The following is a 16,659-nucleotide window of genomic DNA, read 5'->3' as shown; positions in this document are numbered from 1 at the left end:
CTCGGGGTATGGGTAGACAGGGAGTTTAGCGCCTCGATCGCCACAGGCCAACGTGCGGGCCGGCCTGCATTCCCACATCGGTTACATATCCAGTGACACCAGGGGGAGGGCGATGTCCACGCAGAGGCCACCGCCGGTAGCGTTGGCCGCAGTGATAGTGCCGCCGTGCAGGTGGATGGTGCGCTGGGCTATGGCCAGCCCCAGGCCCACGCCGCCGCTTTCGCGGGTGCGGGCATCGTCGGTGCGGTAGAAAGGCCGGAAGATGGCCTTGAGCTCCTCCGCCGGCACGCCGCTACCGCTGTCCTGCACCCGGATATGGCAGGTGTTTCCGTCGGCGAGTACAGTTGCCGATACCTGGCTGTTTTCCGGGCTGTACTTGATCCCGTTGCGCAGGATGTTCTCCAGTGCCGCCGTCAGGCTGCTGCCCCGGGTGGCCACCAGCAACTCACCGCCGGAGGTGGAAAGCTCGATGGCAATGCCGCGCAGGCCCGCCTCGTGGCGTAGGTCCTCTTTGAGGGCGCCGAGCAGGCTGTTGATTTCCACGACATCGTCGAGCTTTCGTTCCTCGCCGCCGGCCACAGGCAACGACAGTATGTCGGCGATGATTTCCTCGAGATAGTCCGCCGCCTTGCCGATCTTTTCCAGCTCTGCTTCCAGGCCGTGGGTATCCTTCTGCCGGGCGATCCCCAGGGCAACCTGCAGGCGGGCGAGTGGGGAGCGCAGCTCGTGGGAAACATCCTTGATCAGGCGCCTCTGCTCCGCCATCGACTCCTGTACCTGCGCGGTCATGGAGTCAAAGTCCCGCGCGAGATCCGCCAGTTCATCGCCGCGCTTCTCGAGGGCGGGGGACACACGATAGTCCAGTTCCCCGGCGGCGACACGCCGGGTAGCGATACGCAACTTGTCCAGCGGACGGCTCAGGTAGCGTGCGAGCCAGTAGCAGACGGCACCGGAGGCAAGCATCGACAGCAGCAAAATAGGCCAGAAGTTGCGCCACAGGAACAACAGCAGCAGCTCTTGCTTGCTCTTGCCGGCAATGAAGGCAACCCGCAGCCCGCCGCGCTCCCGCAAGGGGATGAAAAAGCCCACGGTGGGCTTGTTGTCCACCATGGTGCGTAGCTCGCGATTGCGAAAATGCAGGTTCTGGAACAATGGCGCCATGTCGGTTGGGAGGGGGCGCCCGAGTATTTCCGTGCCGTCCGGGGCGATGGCAAACACGCGGTCGCGGAACTCGCGGGGCTGGCGCTCCAGCCAGTAGCGAAAATGCTCCGGGCCGTGGCGGCGCGCCCGGCGAAGGTTACGTGTCAGTTCACCCATCATCGCCGATACTTCCCAGCGGTCCTTCTGCCGCGGGTCGCCGAATTCGGCCATATGAGTAACGTAAATGGTGGTCACCACCATCACCATGGCGGTCACCCAGGCGCCGAAGAACATTTTCCAGAACAGGCTGCGCATCAGGCTTCCGCGCCCTCAGTAAGCATGTACCCGGCGCCGCGGATATTGATAATCAGGTCGCGGCTGGCGCCGTGTTCTGCCAGCTTCTTGCGGATGTTGCTGACATGGACGTCGATGGAGCGATCATAGGGCATCAGTTTGCGGCCGAGGGCGCCTTCGGTCAGTGTCTCCTTGTTGACTACCTCCCCGGCATGCTGGACCAGGACTTTCAGCACAGAGAACTCGGCACCGGTCAGGGACAGCGCCGTGTCTTTCCAGAAGGCCTGGTGCTGTGACGGGCGCAGGCTGAGTGAGCCGCTACTCAGTTGCTCTTCATCGGTCGGTTGTTCGGCGCGCCCCCGGCGGAGCACGGCGCGCAGCCGCGCCGCCAGCTCGCGGGGATTACACGGTTTCGGGAGATAGTCGTCGGCCCCCATTTCCAGGCCCACAATGCGGTCGACAGTGTCTCCCTTGGCTGTCAGCATCAGTACCGGCAGGGCTCCCGCCGCGCCGCCCTCCTCGCGCAGCTTGCGCAGTACGTCGAAACCGTTATGGACCGGCAGCATCACATCCAGCACCAGTGCATCGAATTCCTTGCTGCGGGCTAGATCCAGTCCGCTGCCGCCATCATTGGCTACTGTTACCCTGAACCCCTCCCCGGTGAGGTACTCGTCGAGGAGTTCGGTCAGTTCGAGGTCGTCGTCGACCAGTAGGACTCGGCTCATAATTTATCCCATCAGCTCAGTGCGGCCATTATATGTAAAGCCCGCCGGCCTTGGATTCAAGTAGCCCGGGGTTTAACCGTTCTTAACAGTTGTTTACCCCGCTTATCCCCTATTTACCGCGGGTGGGCCTACTATGCCCTTACTGACTCAGGACAACTCACACCAAGCAAGAGGAATGAGTGATGCAGCGGAGCAACTGGAAGAAAATTGCGGGCAGCCTGATCCTGGCCTCGGCCGTCGCCGTCCCCGGCATGGTACTGGCGGGGGATCATGGCCAGCACCACGGCAAGGGCCATCACCGCCAGGAGATGTTCGACCGCATGGCGGACAAACTGGAGCTTACCGAGGGCCAGAGGGCGCAGCTTGAGGCGAATCGCGATGCCAATCGCGCGGCACGACAGGAGCTGCGCAAGGAAATGCATGAACTGCGCGAGCAGGTGCGGGAAGCCCTGGACGCGGGTGCCGACCAGGCAACCCTGGACAGCCTGGCGGCCAAGCTGGGTGCGCTTGAGATCGAGAAGATGCAGCAGCGGCGCGAGCGACACGAGGAATTCCAGGCAATCCTGACTGACGAACAGAAGGCAAAGCTGGAACAGATGCACAGTGAGCGTCGTGAGCGCAGGAAGGAGCGCCGCCAGCGGCGCGCCGACAGCGAGTAGGGCGCTATCCAATCAGTCAAGTAACCGTCCTGTGCGCGGTGCCGGGTGACCCCCCAACCACCCGGCCTGTGCGCGATCCTTGCCCCCGCCATGCGGGGGTTTTTTATTACCTGGCCATATTGCCGGGAGGGACGGCTGCGCTTGCTGTGAACAGGTATTGTTGGGAAAATACCGCGCCTCGCTAGGCGGAGCTGCCTGACCAGGCGGTCATTGGCGTTCGCACGGGGCGGAATTCTGTTGATAGGAGTGTTTGTGAGCAAGATCGGCTTGTTTTTTGGCAGTGATGAGGGCAACACCGAGAGCGTGGCCGAGCGTATCCGCGCCCGCCTGGGCGAGGAGCGTGTGGAGGTGCACGATATTGCCGATGTCACGCAGCTTGAAATCGCCGGGTACGAGCAGCTCATTTTCGGTATCCCCACCTGGGACTTTGGCCAGATCCAGTCCGACTGGGAAGAGTTCTGGGAAGACGTTCAGGAGATCGACTTCAGCGGTAAAACTGTCGCGCTGTTCGGCCTGGGCGACCAGTTTGGCTACGGTGACTATTTCCTCGATGCCATGGGGATGCTGCACGATGTGATCGTCGCCAACGGCGCGGCAATTGTGGGGCACTGGTCGACAGAAGGGTACGAGTTCGAGGCCTCCAAGGCCGAGATCGAGGGCGAGGGCCGCTTTGTCGGGCTCGCCATCGATGAAGACCAGCAGGAGGAGCTGACCGCGGGCCGACTGAACCAGTGGTGCCGCCAGGTTGCGCGGGAGTTCGGCCTGCCGGGCGGAGCGGACAGCGTAGCGGCGCTGGACGATTGAGCCCACTCATGCAGACAACCCTTTCCTTCGACGACTTCTGGGCCTGGCTGGCCGATCATCCTAACTGCATCCTGCGGGCGGGAACCGCGGATTCGGTGGTATACGATGATGATGACTACTACTGGCGTTTCAGCCGCGAGGATGCCCGTACGCTGCTGGTGCAGGTGGTGCGGGGCAAGCGACTGGTGGCCGAGCTGTTTATCGAGCCGGAGCATGTGAACACCGTGCAGGTCAGCCCCGGTGAAAAGGGCGAGTTCAATTTTGATCTGCTGGTGGAAGTGCAGGGCCAGCCGCAGGTGGCCTATTACTTTGTTATGACCCATGCCCTGGAAGAGCCGCAGCAGCACGTGCCGGAGGGGCCCCGCGGACGCCTTCACTGAGGCGCCCGGCCGGCAGAGCTGTGTCACAGTAATAAGTTACACAGTATTTCACGATACATGTCTTTCAGGCGGTCCAGGTCATCCGCGCGCACGCATTCATCGACTTTATGGATCGTCGCGTTGACCGGCCCCAGCTCTACCACCTGTGCGCCTGTCGGCGCGATAAAGCGGCCGTCCGACGTTCCTCCTGCGGTAGACAATTGTGTCTCCTCCCCGGTTACAGTCCTGATGGCCGACTGCGCCGCCTCCACCAGCGGGCCTGCGGCGGTGAGGAATGGCTGGCCGGAGAGCCTGAAGTTGGCCTCGTACCTGAGGCCATGTGAATCGAGAATGGCGCGGGCGCGCTGCTGTAGCTGTTCCGACGTGGTCTCGGTGGAGAACCGCCAGTTGCAAATCACCTTGACCTCACCGGGGATCACATTGGTGGCACCGGTGCCGCCACTGATATTGGAGACCTGGAAGCTGGTGGCCGGGAAAAAGTCATTGCCGTCATCCCATTTCTCCACGGCCAGCTCCGCCAGCGCCGGGGCCAGCGTGTGTACGGGGTTTTCTGCCAGGTGCGGGTAGGCCACATGGCCCTGGGTTCCGAAGACGGTGAGCTCGAGGCCCAGTGAGCCGCGGCGTCCGTTCTTGATCACGTCGCCGACCCGGTCGGTACTGGAAGGTTCACCCACCAGGCAGCAGTCGATTTTCTCTCCCTGTTCCTCCAGCCACTCGACAACTTTGACAGTGCCGTCGGTCGCCGGCCCTTCTTCATCGCTGGTAATCAGGAAAGCGATGCGACCCTTGTGGTCCGGGTGTGCTGCAATAAACTCTTCGCAGGCGATGACCATCGCTGCCAGTGAGCCTTTCATATCCGCGGCACCGCGGCCATAGAGGTAGCCGTCTTCAATTACCGGTTCAAACGGGGGATGCTTCCAGTTTTGCTCGGGGCCGCTGGGTACCACATCGGTGTGGCCGGCAAAGGCGAACAGCGGGCCGGCACCGCTGCCGTCGCGGACTGCCCAGAAATTGTCGGTGTCGCCGCGGCGCAGGTGAGTGGTTGTGAAGCCGATTCTTTCCAGGCGCTCCAGCATCAGTGGCATACAGCCGGCATCCTCGGGGGTGACAGACCTGAGCCGGATAAGGTCGCTGGCGAGTTTCAGGGTGGGGGTCATCAGTTCTCGATTCCTTTTCGAACAGGAGCGGGGCGAGCCCGGTGTTCACCGGGGGGGCTCTGGCCGGGCCGGGGCCCGGCGCTTCTGGCATCAGTTGCTGTGCAGGGCTTCGTTGAGTTCCACCGCGCTCTTGTTGGTCAGGCATTCAACCGCGCCGTTGGTGGAATTGCGACGGAACAGCAGGTCGGGTTTGCCAGCCAGGTCGCGGGCTTTGACGTGTTCAACCAGCTTGCCCGTTTCGTCCAGCAGGGCCACCTTGGTGCCGGCTGTGATGTACAGGCCAGCTTCCACAGTGCAGCGGTCCCCCAGCGGAATACCGATACCGGCATTGGCTCCCAGCAGGCAGTTTTCGCCGACGGAGATAACGATATTGCCGCCGCCGGACAGGGTGCCCATGGTGGAGCAGCCACCGCCAAGGTCAGAGCCGGCACCGACGAACACGCCAGCGGAGATACGGCCCTCGATCATGCCCGGTCCTTCGGTACCGGCGTTAAAGTTGACGAAGCCCTCGTGCATGATGGTGGTGCCTTCACCCAGGTAGGCACCCAGGCGCACACGGGCAGTGTGCGCGATACGCACGCCCGCGGGGACCACGTAGTTGGTCATCTTCGGGAACTTGTCCACACAGTCCACATCCAGCAGCTCGCCCTTGAGGCGCGCTTCCAGCTGTCGTTGCGGCAGCTCTTCCAGGTCGATGGCGCCCTGGTTGGTCCAGGCTACGTTGACCAGCTTGCCGAAAATACCATCGAGTTTGGTTTCGTGTGGTTTGACCAGGCGGTGGGACAGCAAGTGTAGCTTGAGGTAGGCCTCGGGTACTGATTCAGGTGCCGCATCACTCTGCAGGAATACAACCACCAGCGGTCGCTGGGTATTGGTGAACTGGCGCAGCACTTCTGCCTGTGCGCCGGCACCGGCCGCTTCCATTCGTTCTGCCAGCGGCTGTAGTTGGGCCGGGTCCAGAGCCATGCTCTGGTTGCCGTCCTCGATACCGAGGGTTTCCCTGACGGCGGTTGCAACTGCCGCGTCCGGCTGCAGCATGGGGCGGGGATAGAAGACTTCCAGCCACTCGCCTTTACGGTTACAGGTGCCGACGCCAAATCCGATGCTGTATGTGTCGCTCATAGGTGAGTACTTCCTTAATTGACCAGTTCTTTGAATGCCGCTTCCTTGAAGCCGAAGAGGACGCCCCGGCCGGAAACGGTGACCGGCCGCTTGATCAGGGTAGGGGTGTCCAGCGCAGCAGTGAGGGCCGACGGGTTGTCCATCGTATCCTTCTGCGTCTCGTCGAGTGCGCGCCAGCTGGTGGAGCGGCGGTTCAGCACCTGCTCCCAGCTGTAATCTTCCAGCCACTGTTGAAGCGGTACGTTTTCCATGCCATCTTCACGAAAATCGTGGAAACGGTATTCAACACCATTGGTTTCCAGCCACTTACGGGCTTTCTTCACGGTGTCGCAGTTCTTGATGCCGTAGAGAGTAATCATCGAAATACCACTAAGCTTTCCTGGTTTTCTTGGGGTTCTTGCGCGCCGGGTAACAGGTGGTGCAGATTTCGCATACGGTGCCGTCGCAGCCGCGGGCGGTGCAATACTCCCGGCCGTAGAAAATGATCTGCAGGTGCAGGCGATTCCACCTGTCCCGCGGGAAAAGACGTTTCAGGTCTTTTTCCGTCTGGGTGACATTTTTGCCACTGGTCAGCCCCCAGCGCTGGGCCAGCCGGTGGATATGGGTATCCACGGGAAAGGCGGGATGGCCGAAGGCCTGGGCCATCACCACACTGGCGGTCTTGTGTCCCACCCCGGGAAGGGTTTCCAGTGCTGCGATGTTCTCGGGTACCCTGCCATGGTATTCATTGACCAGGATCTGGGATAACTTGCTGATGGCCCGGGCTTTTTGCGGTGACAGTCCACACGGGCGGATCACCTGCTGGATTTCCTCCACCGGCACGCGGGCCATATCCCGGGGATTGTCGGCAAGCTCCCACAGTGAAGGCGTAACCTGGTTGACGCGTTCGTCGGTGCACTGTGCCGAGAGCAGTACTGCTACCAGCAGGGTATAGGGGTCGCGGTGATCCAGTGGAATCGGGGTCTCCGGATAGAGCTCCTCGAGTTTGTCCAGGATAAAGTCGACCCGTTCCTGTTTGAGTAAGTTCTTTGCTGCCATTAAATTTGCTACTTCTGATCGCAAATGGTCTGGCCATCTGCCGATTCCCGCCAGCCAGTTCAGCTGACCTTTTTTCCTCGGAGCGGCCCGGATTCAACTACAGAATTCGCGAATGCGTCCGGCTGCCTCGATGCATTCTTCCAGTGTTGCAACCAGGGCCATGCGCACGTACTCCCGGCCCGGGTTGATACCACCGGACTCACGCGCCAGGAAGCTCCCCGGTAGGACGGTAATGTTCTGCTGCCGGAACAGCTCCCGCGCAAACGCCTCACCGTCACCCACCTGGGGCCAGAGGTAAAAGCTCGCCTCGGGGGCTGAAACATTGAGGCAGTCGCCGAGGGTTTCCAGTACTGCGGCGAACTTCTCCCGGTAAAGTGCCCGGTTTTCTGCGACGTGCGCCTCGTCGCGCCAGGCGGCGATAGAAGCGTGCTGGTGTGGCAGGGGCATGGCACAGCCATGGTAGGTGCGGTACAGCAGGAACTTCTCCAGCACCCGCGCGTCGCCGGCGACAAACCCCGAGCGCAGGCCCGGGAGGTTTGATCGCTTTGACAGGCTGTGAAAGACCACGCAGCGACTGTAGTCACTGCGCCCCATAGTCTCGCATGCCTGCAGTAGCCCGGGGGGAGGATTGCCCTCGTCAAAATACAGTTCGGAGTAACATTCGTCCGAAGCGATGGTGAAGTTGTGGCGATCGGCCAGCTCGATCACCTGGCGCAGCGCATCCTGGTCGAGCAGGGCCCCGGTGGGGTTGCCGGGCGTGCAGAGGTACAGCAGTTCGCAGTCCTGCCAGACCGCTTCCGGCACTGCGCCGAAGTCGGGGCGGAAGCCGGTCTCTGCAGTGCAGTTGAGAAAATAGGGAGTGGCCCCGGCGAGCAGGGCCGCGCCCTCGTATATCTGGTAGAAGGGGTTGGGCATCAGCACCTTGCTGCCCGGGGAGGCGACGGCCTGGGCAAAGGCGAACAGCGCCTCCCGGGTGCCGTTGACCGGTAAAACCTGGGTGTCGGGGCAGACGCTCTCAAGCCCAAAGCGCTTGCAAAGCCACTCGCCAATGGCGCCGCGCAGGCTGTCGAGTCCCCTGGTGGCCGGATAGGCGGAGAGCTGGTCCAGGTTCTCCACCAGTGTGTCGCGAACAAAAGCGGGGGCCGGGTGCTTGGGCTCGCCGATCGACAGCGCGATATGGGGTTTGCCGGCGGGGACCAGGCCGTCCTTGAGTTTTGCCAGCTTGGCAAAGGGGTAGGGCTGTAGCTTGTCCAGGTTCGGGTTCATCGGTCTTACTTTTTTATGGCGGCGCATTTACTGTGCCGCTGTTGCCTGAGGAGTCTTGTTCGCCACGTGCCGGTTCGCTCGCGGCAGCTTTCCCGGACGGGGTTCCGCTGCATCGAAGTTACCGGGCGCCTGCCTATTGTGCCTGCCGGGTTGTCTGGTGTGCATCAAGTTCGCGGCAAATGGCCTCTTCAAGTTGCCGGTTGGACTCCTCGTTGAGCAGTGGTTTCCCGGCCGCATCGGTAATATGGAAAATATCCTCCACACGTTCCCCCAGGGTGGAAATCCTGGCGTTGTGCAGCTGCACATCATGATCGATGAAAATTCGTGCAATTCGTGCCAGCAGGCCTGGGCGGTCGGCACTGGTAATTTCCAGGGTGCTGTAATGGTCGCCGGGCTCGGTGGTCAGGTGTGCACGCGTTTCCAGCTCAAACATTTTCAGTCGCCGCGGGGTGCGGCGCTTGATCACCTTGGAGTAGTCCTCCACCAGTGCCAGCTCTTCCTGCAGCGTGGTACGGATCTGTTCCAGTTTCGCCGGGTCTTCCAGCAGTGGCTGGCCCGATTCATCGAGCACGTAAAAGGTGTCCAGCGTGTAACCCGCGGCCGAGTTGTACAGGCGGGCATCGTGGATGTTCAGGTTTAGCATGTCGAGGCCGGTGACCACGGCGGCGAACACATTGGCCCGGTCGGGGGTATAGACGAAGATTTCCGTCGCCCCGTCGTGTTCGCCCGGGCCGGAATTCCGCGTCAGGACCAGCGTGTCGTTGGTCTCGCCCTTTTCATTGGCGCAGATCAGCTGATGGATGGCTGCGGTGTGCCAGGTAATATTATCGGCACTTTCGCGGACAAAATAGTCATCACCCATCTGTGCCCAGATATTCTCCACGGAGGATTGCGGTAACCCGAGGGCCTGCAGCTTTTCGCTGGCCTGGATACGGGTTTCCTCGATGATTTCCTCCCGGTCGATAGGGTTTTCCAGGCCGCGCCGCAGGGCGCGCCGGGTGGCCTGATACAGCTGGCGCATCAGGCTGGCTCGCCAGCTGTTCCAGAGCTCGGGATTGGTGGCATTGATGTCGGCCACAGTGAGGGCGTAGAGGTAATCCAGGTGCTCGCGATCGCCCACCTCGCGGGCAAAGCTGTGCACCACCTCCGGGTCGCTGATGTCCTGTTTCTGGGAGACTGCGCTCATCAGCAGGTGCTTTTCCACCAGCCAGCATACCAGCCGGCGATCGCGGGCCGGCAGGTCGTGGCGGCGGCAGAAGGCGTCCGCGTCGCGGATACCCAGGATCGAGTGATCACCGCCGCGCCCCTTGGCGATATCGTGGTACAGGCCGGCGATATACAGCAGTTCCGGCTTGCGCAGTCGCGCCAGGATCTCCGCGGCGATGGGATATTTTTCCCAGGCCTCGGGCCCCCGGAAACTGCGCATGTTGCGGACCACCTGCAGGGTGTGGGCGTCCACGGTATAGATATGGAAGAGGTCGTGCTGCATCTGGCCGGTGACACGGCCAAACTCGGGCAGGTAGCGGCCGAGGATACCGTAGCGGGTCATCCGGGTGAGCTGGGTGGACAGGCCGCGCGGTGAGCGCAGCAGCTGCATAAACAGCTCGGCATTGTGCGGGTCGGCCCGAAAATGGTCGTCGATCAGGTGGCGGTGCTCGCGGATCAGGCGGATGGTGGAGGCGCGCACCCCCTCGATCCGCGGGTTTTCCGCCGTGAGCACGAAGATCTCCAGCAGTGCAGAGGGATCTTCGGTGAATACCCGGGTCTGGGTCACCTCGATGGTGTTGTCGCGCAGCTGGAACCGCTCGTTGATGGGGGTAACGCTCTCGCTCTGGCCGCGCTGCAGGATGGCCTCGTCGAGGAACTGCAACAGCACGTCGTTGAGCTCCCGCAGTGCCATCACGATGCGGTAGTAGCTGTGCATGAACTGCTCCACCGCCAGGTGCGTGTCGGTATCCTCATAACCGAACTGTTTCGCCAGCTCGCGCTGGTAGTCAAACAGCAGTCGTTCCTCGGCACGGCCGGCCAGCAGGTGCAGGCCATAGCGCACCCGCCAGAGGAAATCCTCTCCCGACTGCAGGATGCCGAATTCCTCCTCGGTGAAGAAGCCCTTGCCCTGCAGCTGCTTGAGGGTGCGCACGCGGAAGTAGCGCTTGGCCACCCAGCCGATGGTCTGGATATCACGCAGTCCGCCGGGGGCGTTCTTGATGTTCGGTTCCAGATTGTATTCCGAGCCCTGCTGGCGGTTGTGGCGTTCATTCTGCTCAGTCGCCTTGGCCGCGAAAAACTCGTCCGCCGGCCAGAGCCTGTCCGGGGTCATACGATCGGCCAGCTGCGCGCGCAACCCGTCATCGCCGACAACGGTGCGGCACTCCATCAGGTTGGTGGCCACGGTGATATCGCGGGCGGCCATCTCCACGCACTGGTCCAGCGTGCGTACGGAATGCCCGATATCGAGGCCCAGGTCCCAGAGGAATGCCACCAGGCGCTCGATATTGTCCACCACGTGGCTGTCAGGCTGTCCGTCGGTCAGGATCAGCAGGTCGATATCGGAGTGGGGGTGCAGTTCGCCGCGCCCGTAACCACCCACAGCCAGCAGGCTGGTGCCGCCGGGCCACTGGTACTGGTACCAGGCATAGTGAAGCAGGCAGTCGACGAACAGGGCGCGCTCGTGTACCAGGGTGCGCACGTCCTCGCCCTCGCGGAAACGCCGCTCCATCTGTGTGTCAGCAGCGCCGGCGGCATCCTTGAATATCTCCAGGGCTGGCTTGTCCCCCGCCTCCAGGGCACGCCGGAAACGGGTCTGGTCGAAGAAGAACAGGGGGCGGGTGAAGTAGGGTGTATTCGCCAGCTGCATCGGATAGTTCCTTGGGGTCATCGTCGGCGGCAAGCGGCCGGACTGGGCCCGGCCGGTGATCGAGCTCGTCGCTGTCCAGCGGCTTGCCGGATGCGGAGGAATGGGAGGCCGCCGGTCATGGATCGGATCAGAAGCTCTCCTCGCCACGGGCGGTCAGGACTTCCACTCCGTCGCCGGTTACGGCCATGGTGTGTTCCCACTGGGCGGACAGGCGTCGGTCCACGGTGACCGCGGTCCAGCCATCCCGCAGCACCTTGGTGCCGGCTTTGCCCGCATTGATCATCGGCTCGATCGTGAAGGTCATCCCCTCTTCCAGCACCAGCCCGGTGCCCGGCTTGCCGTAGTGCAGGACCTGCGGGTCCTCGTGGAAGACGTCGCCGATGCCGTGTCCGCAGAAGTCTCGTACGACGGAATAGTAATTCTTCTCTGCATGCTGCTGGATCACGTGGCCGATATCGCCGAGAGTGGTGCCGGGCCGGACGATATCGATGGCCCTGTACAGGCATTCCTGGGTGATGCGCACCAGGCGCTCGGCGTGAGGGGCGGGCTTGCCCACAAAGTACATTTTGCTGGTATCGCCGTACCAGCCATCCTTGATCACGGTGACATCGATATTGATGATGTCACCTTTTTTCAGCACCTTGCTCTCTGAGGGAATGCCGTGGCAGACCACTTCATTGATCGAGGTGCAGATGGATTTGGGGAATCCCCGGTAGCCCAGGCAGGCAGGAATGGCGTCCTGGACGTTGACTATGTGGTCATGGCAGCGCCGGTCCAGCTCCTCGGTGGTGACGCCGGGGACCACATACTCGCCGATCATTTCCAGCACCTCTGCGGCCAGGCGGCCGGCGGTGCGCATCTTGGCGATCTGTTCCGGTGTCTTGGTGGCTGTGGTCATACTCTTACTTCCGGGCTGGTTGCTGCTGTCTGGTCGAATCCCGGGGTGACCGGGAGGCGCGCTATTGTAGCGGATTCAGGGGCTGCGGGCACAACCGGCTCCGCTGGGCACCCCGGGAGCAGCCCCAGGTAGGCCGGCTGTCGGCTTTTTGGCTTCCCGGGCCCGGTTGAATGTGGTATAAAGCGCGCCGCTCTGGGCCGTGTGCCCGGGCTTTCACCATTAAGACTAACGTCTCACATACACCGGCACATGCGCCTGGGTGTTCCCGAGCCGCTTCGCGAGGGGCAAGGGGATTGGTGCATGGGGTGTGTGGAGGATATAACCCGGGAAGTGTTTGCCATTGTATGGCAGCTTCCGTAGATATTGAGGTTTACTATGCCGCAAGTCAGCATGCGCGATATGCTGCAGGCTGGTGTCCATTTTGGCCACCAGACCCGCTACTGGAACCCGAAGATGGGTCAATACATCTTTGGCGCCCGCAACAAGATTCACATCGTCAACCTGGAGCACACTGTCCCGGCTTTCAACGAAGCCCTGCAGGTGATCAAGGGTATGGCGGCCCAGAAGAAGAAAGTACTGTTCGTTGGTACCAAGCGCGCTGCGCAGAAGTCCATTCGCGAGCAGGCTGAGCGCTCTGGTATGCCTTATGTCAGCAACCGCTGGCTGGGTGGCATGCTCACCAACTACAAGACTATCCGTGCCTCCATCAAGCGTTACCGCGACCTCGAAGCCCAGTCCCAGGACGGCACTTTCGACAAGCTGACCAAGAAAGAAGCCCTGATGCGCACCCGTATGATGGAGAAGCTTGAGCGCTCCATCGGTGGTATCAAGGACATGGGTGGCCTGCCGGACGCACTGTTCGTGATCGACGTCGAGCACGAGCGCATCGCGATCCAGGAAGCCAACAAGCTGGGCATCCCGGTTATTGCTGTGGTCGATACCAACAGCGACCCGGAAGGTGTTGACTACGTGATCCCCGGTAACGACGACGCCATCCGTGCGATCAAGCTGTACACCACTGCTGTGGCAGACGCCGTACTGGCGGGTGTGGCGGAAGCCGGTGGCAGCGCTGCTCAGAGCGAGTACGTCGAAGCAAGTGACGACGAGGCCGCTGCGGAGTAACCCGCACGGCACAGCGGTGTAACACTGAATGGTTACGCTGCCGATCGGAAAGGGGCCCCTCGACTGGCCCCTTTTTTTCAAATCCTATTCATTAGCGAACGAACCCCGAGGATTGAATCATGGCGATTACCGCGTCTATGGTAAAAGAACTGCGCGAGCGCACCGGCCTGCCGATGATGGAGTGCAAGAAAGCACTGACCGAGGCCGATGGCGATATCGAGAAGGCGATTGAGGACCTGCGCAAAGCCTCTGGCCTGAAAGCTGCCAAGAAGGCCGGCCGCACTGCCGCCGACGGTGTTGTGGCTGCAAAAGTCGCCGAGGACGGCAGCTACGGCGTGCTGGTTGAAGTCAACTCCGAGACTGACTTCGTTGCCCGCGACGATAACTTCAATGCCTTCGTTCAGAAAGTGCTTGAGAAGGCATTTGCCGAGCGCCAGGAAGATGTCGCCGCCCTGATGGAAGGCGAGCTCGAATCCGCCCGCGAAGCGCTGGTACAGAAAATCGGTGAGAACATCGGTGTGCGTCGCGTACAGGTTGTGGAAGCGCCGGTGGTTGGTACCTACGTGCACTCCAACAGCCGGATCGCCTCCATTGTGGCCCTGACCGGCGGTGATGTTGAGCTGGCCCGCGATGTGGCCATGCATGTTGCCGCTGTGAATCCGCAGGTGAACAAGCCGGAAGATATGCCGGCCGAGGTCCTGGAGAAGGAAAAAGAGATCATCAAGGCCCAGCCGGATATGGAAGGCAAGCCGGCCGAGATCGTCGAGAAGATGATGGGTGGTCGTATCAAGAAGTTCCTCAAGGAAAACAGCCTGGTGGAGCAGCCGTTCGTCAAGAATCCGGACCTGACCATCGGCAAGCTGGCCAAGGATGCCGGTGCTGATGTTGCTTCCTTTGTCCGCTTCGAGGTGGGTGAGGGGATCGAGAAAGAAGAGGTGGATTTCGCCGCCGAAGTGGCCGCTCAGGTCAAATCTTCTTCCTGATCGATAAAATACGGCCGTCCCCCGGGACGGCCGGCTTCAGAGGGGTGCTTGCGGTGGGCTCGGAGAGCTCCATCGCGGCACCCCTCTGTGTAAATGACCGAAATTGTTGTAATGTTCGGCGGCAATACCTGCCAGCGCTAATGAGGACCAGAGGATGCCCGGTGTAAAAGACCGCAAGTACAAGCGAATCCTGTTAAAGCTCAGCGGTGAGGAGCTGATGGGGGACCAGGGGTTTGGAATCAGCCCCAAGGTACTGGACAAGATGGCCCTGGAAATCGGACAGCTGGTAGGTATCGGTGTCCAGGTGGGCCTGGTGATCGGCGGCGGCAACCTGTTCCGTGGTGCCGCGCTCCACGCCGCCGGGCTGGACCGGGTAACCGGCGACCATATGGGGATGCTGGCGACCGTCATGAACGCCCTGGCCATGCGCGACGCCCTGGAGCGCTCCAATATCTCCTCGCGGGTCATGTCCTCGATCCAGATGAGTGGTATCGTCGATCACTATGACCGCAGGGCCGCTATCCGTCACCTGGAGCGTGGTGAAGTACTGATTTTTGCGGCGGGCACGGGCAACCCGTTCTTTACCACCGATTCCGCCGCCTGCCTGCGCGGTATCGAGATCGAGGCTGAGCTGGTGCTCAAGGCCACCAAGGTGGATGGCGTCTACTCTGCCGACCCGGTGCTGGACCCCTCGGCGACCCGCTACGAGCAGCTTACCTTTGACGAAGTGCTCGACAAGAAGCTCGGGGTGATGGATCTAACCGCAATCTGCCTGTGCCGTGATAACAATATGCCCGTGCGGGTATTCCGCATGGACAAGACCGGCGCACTGCTCAATATCGTGGTGGGCGGTGAAGAGGGCACGCTAATCGAAGAGGAATTGAGACAGTGATCGAAGATATCAAGAAAGACGCCAAGGCGCGGATGAGCAAGGCGCTCGACGCCCTGGGCAGCAACTTCAATAAAATCCGTACCGGCCGTGCGCACCCGAGTATCCTGGACGGCATCCATGTCTCCTATTACGGTGCTGACATGCCCCTGTCGCAGGTGGCGAATGTCAACGTTGAGGACGCCCGCACCCTGAGTGTTACTCCCTGGGAGAGGAACCTGGTGCCGGAGATCGAGAAAGCGATCATGAAGTCCGACCTGGGATTGAACCCGAGCACTGCGGGTACCGTGATCCGTATCCCGATGCCTGCGCTTACTGAAGAGACGCGTAAGAACTTCATTAAGCAGGCCAAGAGCGAGGCGGAGACCGCACGGGTATCCATCCGCAATATCCGCCGGGATGCCCTGGCGGAGGTGAAGTCCCTGGTCAAGGACAAGGAGATTTCGGAGGACGACGAGCGTCGTGCCGGCGATGAAATCCAGAAAATCACGGACAAGTTCGTGAATGATGTGGATGCAGCCCTCGCGGCAAAAGAAAAGGACCTGATGGAAATCTGATGACTTCCGGAGGTTCCCCCGCAATGCCGTCCCGTGAGGGCCCCCGCCATATCGCCATCATCATGGATGGCAACGGCCGCTGGGCTGCACGACGCGGCCTGCCGCCATCCGCCGGCCACAAGGCCGGCGTGGAGCGCATCCGCGACCTGATCTCGGCCTGCAAGGACCGTGGCGTGGAGGCGCTCACCCTTTTTGCATTCTCAAGTGAAAACTGGCAGCGCCCGCCGAAAGAGGTGGAGCTGTTGATGAGCCTGTTCTACTCCTACCTCCGCAAGGAAGCCCGGCGTATGGCCGAAGAGGGTGTTCGGCTGCGGGTGATCGGTCGCCGTGACCGCCTCTCCGAGCGTCTGCAGCGCGCCATTACTGAAGCCGAGGATATCACCCGGGACGGTAACCAGGGCAACCTGGTAATAGCCGCGGATTACGGGGGGCAGTGGGATATCGCCAATGCCGCAAGGCAGCTCGCCGAGCAGGTGGCCGCGGGCGAGCGTGAAGCGAATTCCATTAACGAACAGACACTGGCAGAGTATGTCCAGCTGGCTGACCTGCCGCCGGTGGACCTGCTGATCCGCTCCAGTGGTGAGCAGCGCATCAGCAACTTTATCCTCTGGCAGGCTGCTTACAGTGAGTTTTATTTTACTGATACGCTGTGGCCCGAGTTCGGCGAGGTCGAGCTGGATGCAGCGATTGCGGCCTATTCCCAGCGCCACCGGCGCTACGGTGGGCGCGACGAGGATGGCGGGCTGAAAGCGCAGGCCTGACATCCCC

17 protein-coding genes are annotated in these 16,659 nt (G+C 61.6%); 8 read left to right on the top strand and 9 right to left on the bottom strand.

Annotated features, from left to right (window positions below; all coding sequences use genetic code 11):
- Positions 1 to 81: 81 nt before the first annotated feature.
- Together LVD11_RS10770 and LVD11_RS10765 are read right to left on the bottom strand one after the other, a co-directional pair.
- On the bottom strand, positions 82 to 1,455 hold the full coding sequence (locus LVD11_RS10770; protein WP_237058876.1) for an ATP-binding protein: 1,374 nt from the start codon (positions 1,453 to 1,455) through the stop codon (positions 82 to 84).
- Positions 1,455 to 2,159: a response regulator transcription factor gene (locus LVD11_RS10765; protein WP_237058875.1), complete on the bottom strand. Its 705-nt coding sequence runs from the start codon at positions 2,157 to 2,159 to the stop codon at positions 1,455 to 1,457. The genes LVD11_RS10770 and LVD11_RS10765 overlap by 1 nt, the downstream gene beginning before the upstream one ends.
- A 182-nt stretch (positions 2,160 to 2,341) precedes the next feature.
- Here LVD11_RS10765 and LVD11_RS10760 point away from each other — a divergent pair, with 182 nt between their 5' ends.
- From LVD11_RS10760 to LVD11_RS10750, 3 genes are all read left to right on the top strand, one after another.
- Positions 2,342 to 2,818: a Spy/CpxP family protein refolding chaperone gene (locus LVD11_RS10760; RefSeq protein ID WP_237058874.1), complete on the top strand. Its 477-nt coding sequence runs from the start codon at positions 2,342 to 2,344 to the stop codon at positions 2,816 to 2,818.
- Positions 2,819 to 3,070: 252 nt separating this feature from the next.
- The gene (locus LVD11_RS10755) at positions 3,071 to 3,622 is read left to right on the top strand and encodes a flavodoxin (RefSeq protein WP_237058873.1); all 552 of its coding nucleotides are present in this window, start codon (positions 3,071 to 3,073) and stop codon (positions 3,620 to 3,622) included.
- 8 nt (positions 3,623 to 3,630) lie between these two features.
- Complete coding sequence (locus LVD11_RS10750) at positions 3,631 to 4,002, top strand: hypothetical protein (protein WP_237058872.1); 372 nt, start codon at positions 3,631 to 3,633, stop codon at positions 4,000 to 4,002.
- A 23-nt stretch (positions 4,003 to 4,025) separates the two neighbouring features.
- On the opposite strand, the gene dapE is transcribed toward LVD11_RS10750, so the two are convergent.
- From dapE to map, 7 genes are all read right to left on the bottom strand, one after another.
- Positions 4,026 to 5,159, bottom strand: coding sequence for a succinyl-diaminopimelate desuccinylase (gene dapE, locus LVD11_RS10745; protein WP_237058871.1), 1,134 nt, complete (start codon positions 5,157 to 5,159; stop codon positions 4,026 to 4,028).
- 90 nt (positions 5,160 to 5,249) lie between these two features.
- Complete coding sequence (gene dapD / locus LVD11_RS10740; protein WP_237058870.1) at positions 5,250 to 6,281, bottom strand: 2,3,4,5-tetrahydropyridine-2,6-dicarboxylate N-succinyltransferase; 1,032 nt, start codon at positions 6,279 to 6,281, stop codon at positions 5,250 to 5,252.
- Between the two features lie 14 nt (positions 6,282 to 6,295).
- The gene (locus tag LVD11_RS10735) at positions 6,296 to 6,640 is read right to left on the bottom strand and encodes an ArsC family reductase (protein WP_237058868.1); all 345 of its coding nucleotides are present in this window, start codon (positions 6,638 to 6,640) and stop codon (positions 6,296 to 6,298) included.
- A gap of 10 nt (positions 6,641 to 6,650) precedes the next feature.
- A complete protein-coding gene (gene nth, locus LVD11_RS10730) occupies positions 6,651 to 7,319 on the bottom strand; it encodes an endonuclease III (protein ID WP_237058866.1) in 669 nt (222 codons plus the stop codon).
- Between the two features lie 93 nt (positions 7,320 to 7,412).
- Complete coding sequence (gene dapC / locus LVD11_RS10725; RefSeq protein WP_237058863.1) at positions 7,413 to 8,585, bottom strand: succinyldiaminopimelate transaminase; 1,173 nt, start codon at positions 8,583 to 8,585, stop codon at positions 7,413 to 7,415.
- 133 nt (positions 8,586 to 8,718) lie between these two features.
- On the bottom strand, positions 8,719 to 11,442 hold the full coding sequence (locus tag LVD11_RS10720; protein ID WP_237058862.1) for a [protein-PII] uridylyltransferase: 2,724 nt from the start codon (positions 11,440 to 11,442) through the stop codon (positions 8,719 to 8,721).
- Positions 11,443 to 11,569: 127 nt separating this feature from the next.
- Positions 11,570 to 12,340, bottom strand: a complete 771-nt coding sequence (gene map, locus LVD11_RS10715; protein WP_237058860.1) for a type I methionyl aminopeptidase — start codon at positions 12,338 to 12,340, stop codon at positions 11,570 to 11,572.
- A gap of 375 nt (positions 12,341 to 12,715) precedes the next feature.
- Here map and rpsB point away from each other — a divergent pair, with 375 nt between their 5' ends.
- The 5 genes from rpsB (at position 12,716) to uppS (ending at position 16,652) form a co-directional block, all read left to right on the top strand.
- Positions 12,716 to 13,462 (top strand): 30S ribosomal protein S2, encoded by a 747-nt coding sequence (gene rpsB / locus LVD11_RS10710; protein WP_237058858.1) that lies wholly within the window; start codon positions 12,716 to 12,718, stop codon positions 13,460 to 13,462.
- A gap of 119 nt (positions 13,463 to 13,581) precedes the next feature.
- Positions 13,582 to 14,445, top strand: coding sequence for a translation elongation factor Ts (gene tsf, locus LVD11_RS10705; protein WP_237058856.1), 864 nt, complete (start codon positions 13,582 to 13,584; stop codon positions 14,443 to 14,445).
- Positions 14,446 to 14,599: 154 nt separating this feature from the next.
- Positions 14,600 to 15,337, top strand: a complete 738-nt coding sequence (gene pyrH / locus LVD11_RS10700; RefSeq protein ID WP_237058845.1) for a UMP kinase — start codon at positions 14,600 to 14,602, stop codon at positions 15,335 to 15,337.
- Positions 15,334 to 15,891 (top strand): ribosome recycling factor, encoded by a 558-nt coding sequence (gene frr / locus LVD11_RS10695; RefSeq protein WP_237058843.1) that lies wholly within the window; start codon positions 15,334 to 15,336, stop codon positions 15,889 to 15,891. Before pyrH ends, frr begins: the two co-directional genes overlap by 4 nt.
- Positions 15,891 to 16,652 (top strand): polyprenyl diphosphate synthase, encoded by a 762-nt coding sequence (uppS, locus tag LVD11_RS10690; protein WP_237058841.1) that lies wholly within the window; start codon positions 15,891 to 15,893, stop codon positions 16,650 to 16,652. Before frr ends, uppS begins: the two co-directional genes overlap by 1 nt.
- Positions 16,653 to 16,659 lie beyond the last annotated feature (7 nt).

Source organism: Microbulbifer sediminum, assembly GCF_021729035.1.
In the GTDB taxonomy this organism is placed as follows: domain Bacteria; phylum Pseudomonadota; class Gammaproteobacteria; order Pseudomonadales; family Cellvibrionaceae; genus Microbulbifer; species Microbulbifer sediminum.
Note: the sequence above shows the minus strand (reverse complement) of the source record. Positions and strands in the feature narration are given on the sequence as shown.

Coding starts and splice junctions, on each gene's coding strand:
- LVD11_RS10770 (WP_237058876.1), bottom strand. CDS start 1,455: ATGCGCAGCCTGTTCTGGAAAATGTTCTTCGGCGCCTGGGTGACCGCC.
- LVD11_RS10765 (WP_237058875.1), bottom strand. CDS start 2,159: ATGAGCCGAGTCCTACTGGTCGACGACGACCTCGAACTGACCGAACTC.
- LVD11_RS10760 (WP_237058874.1), top strand. CDS start 2,342: ATGCAGCGGAGCAACTGGAAGAAAATTGCGGGCAGCCTGATCCTGGCC.
- LVD11_RS10750 (WP_237058872.1), top strand. CDS start 3,631: ATGCAGACAACCCTTTCCTTCGACGACTTCTGGGCCTGGCTGGCCGAT.
- dapE (WP_237058871.1), bottom strand. CDS start 5,159: ATGACCCCCACCCTGAAACTCGCCAGCGACCTTATCCGGCTCAGGTCT.
- dapD (WP_237058870.1), bottom strand. CDS start 6,281: ATGAGCGACACATACAGCATCGGATTTGGCGTCGGCACCTGTAACCGT.
- LVD11_RS10735 (WP_237058868.1), bottom strand. CDS start 6,640: ATGATTACTCTCTACGGCATCAAGAACTGCGACACCGTGAAGAAAGCC.
- nth (WP_237058866.1), bottom strand. CDS start 7,319: ATGGCAGCAAAGAACTTACTCAAACAGGAACGGGTCGACTTTATCCTG.
- dapC (WP_237058863.1), bottom strand. CDS start 8,585: ATGAACCCGAACCTGGACAAGCTACAGCCCTACCCCTTTGCCAAGCTG.
- LVD11_RS10720 (WP_237058862.1), bottom strand. CDS start 11,442: ATGCAGCTGGCGAATACACCCTACTTCACCCGCCCCCTGTTCTTCTTC.
- map (WP_237058860.1), bottom strand. CDS start 12,340: ATGACCACAGCCACCAAGACACCGGAACAGATCGCCAAGATGCGCACC.
- rpsB (WP_237058858.1), top strand. CDS start 12,716: ATGCCGCAAGTCAGCATGCGCGATATGCTGCAGGCTGGTGTCCATTTT.
- tsf (WP_237058856.1), top strand. CDS start 13,582: ATGGCGATTACCGCGTCTATGGTAAAAGAACTGCGCGAGCGCACCGGC.
- pyrH (WP_237058845.1), top strand. CDS start 14,600: ATGCCCGGTGTAAAAGACCGCAAGTACAAGCGAATCCTGTTAAAGCTC.
- uppS (WP_237058841.1), top strand. CDS start 15,891: ATGACTTCCGGAGGTTCCCCCGCAATGCCGTCCCGTGAGGGCCCCCGC.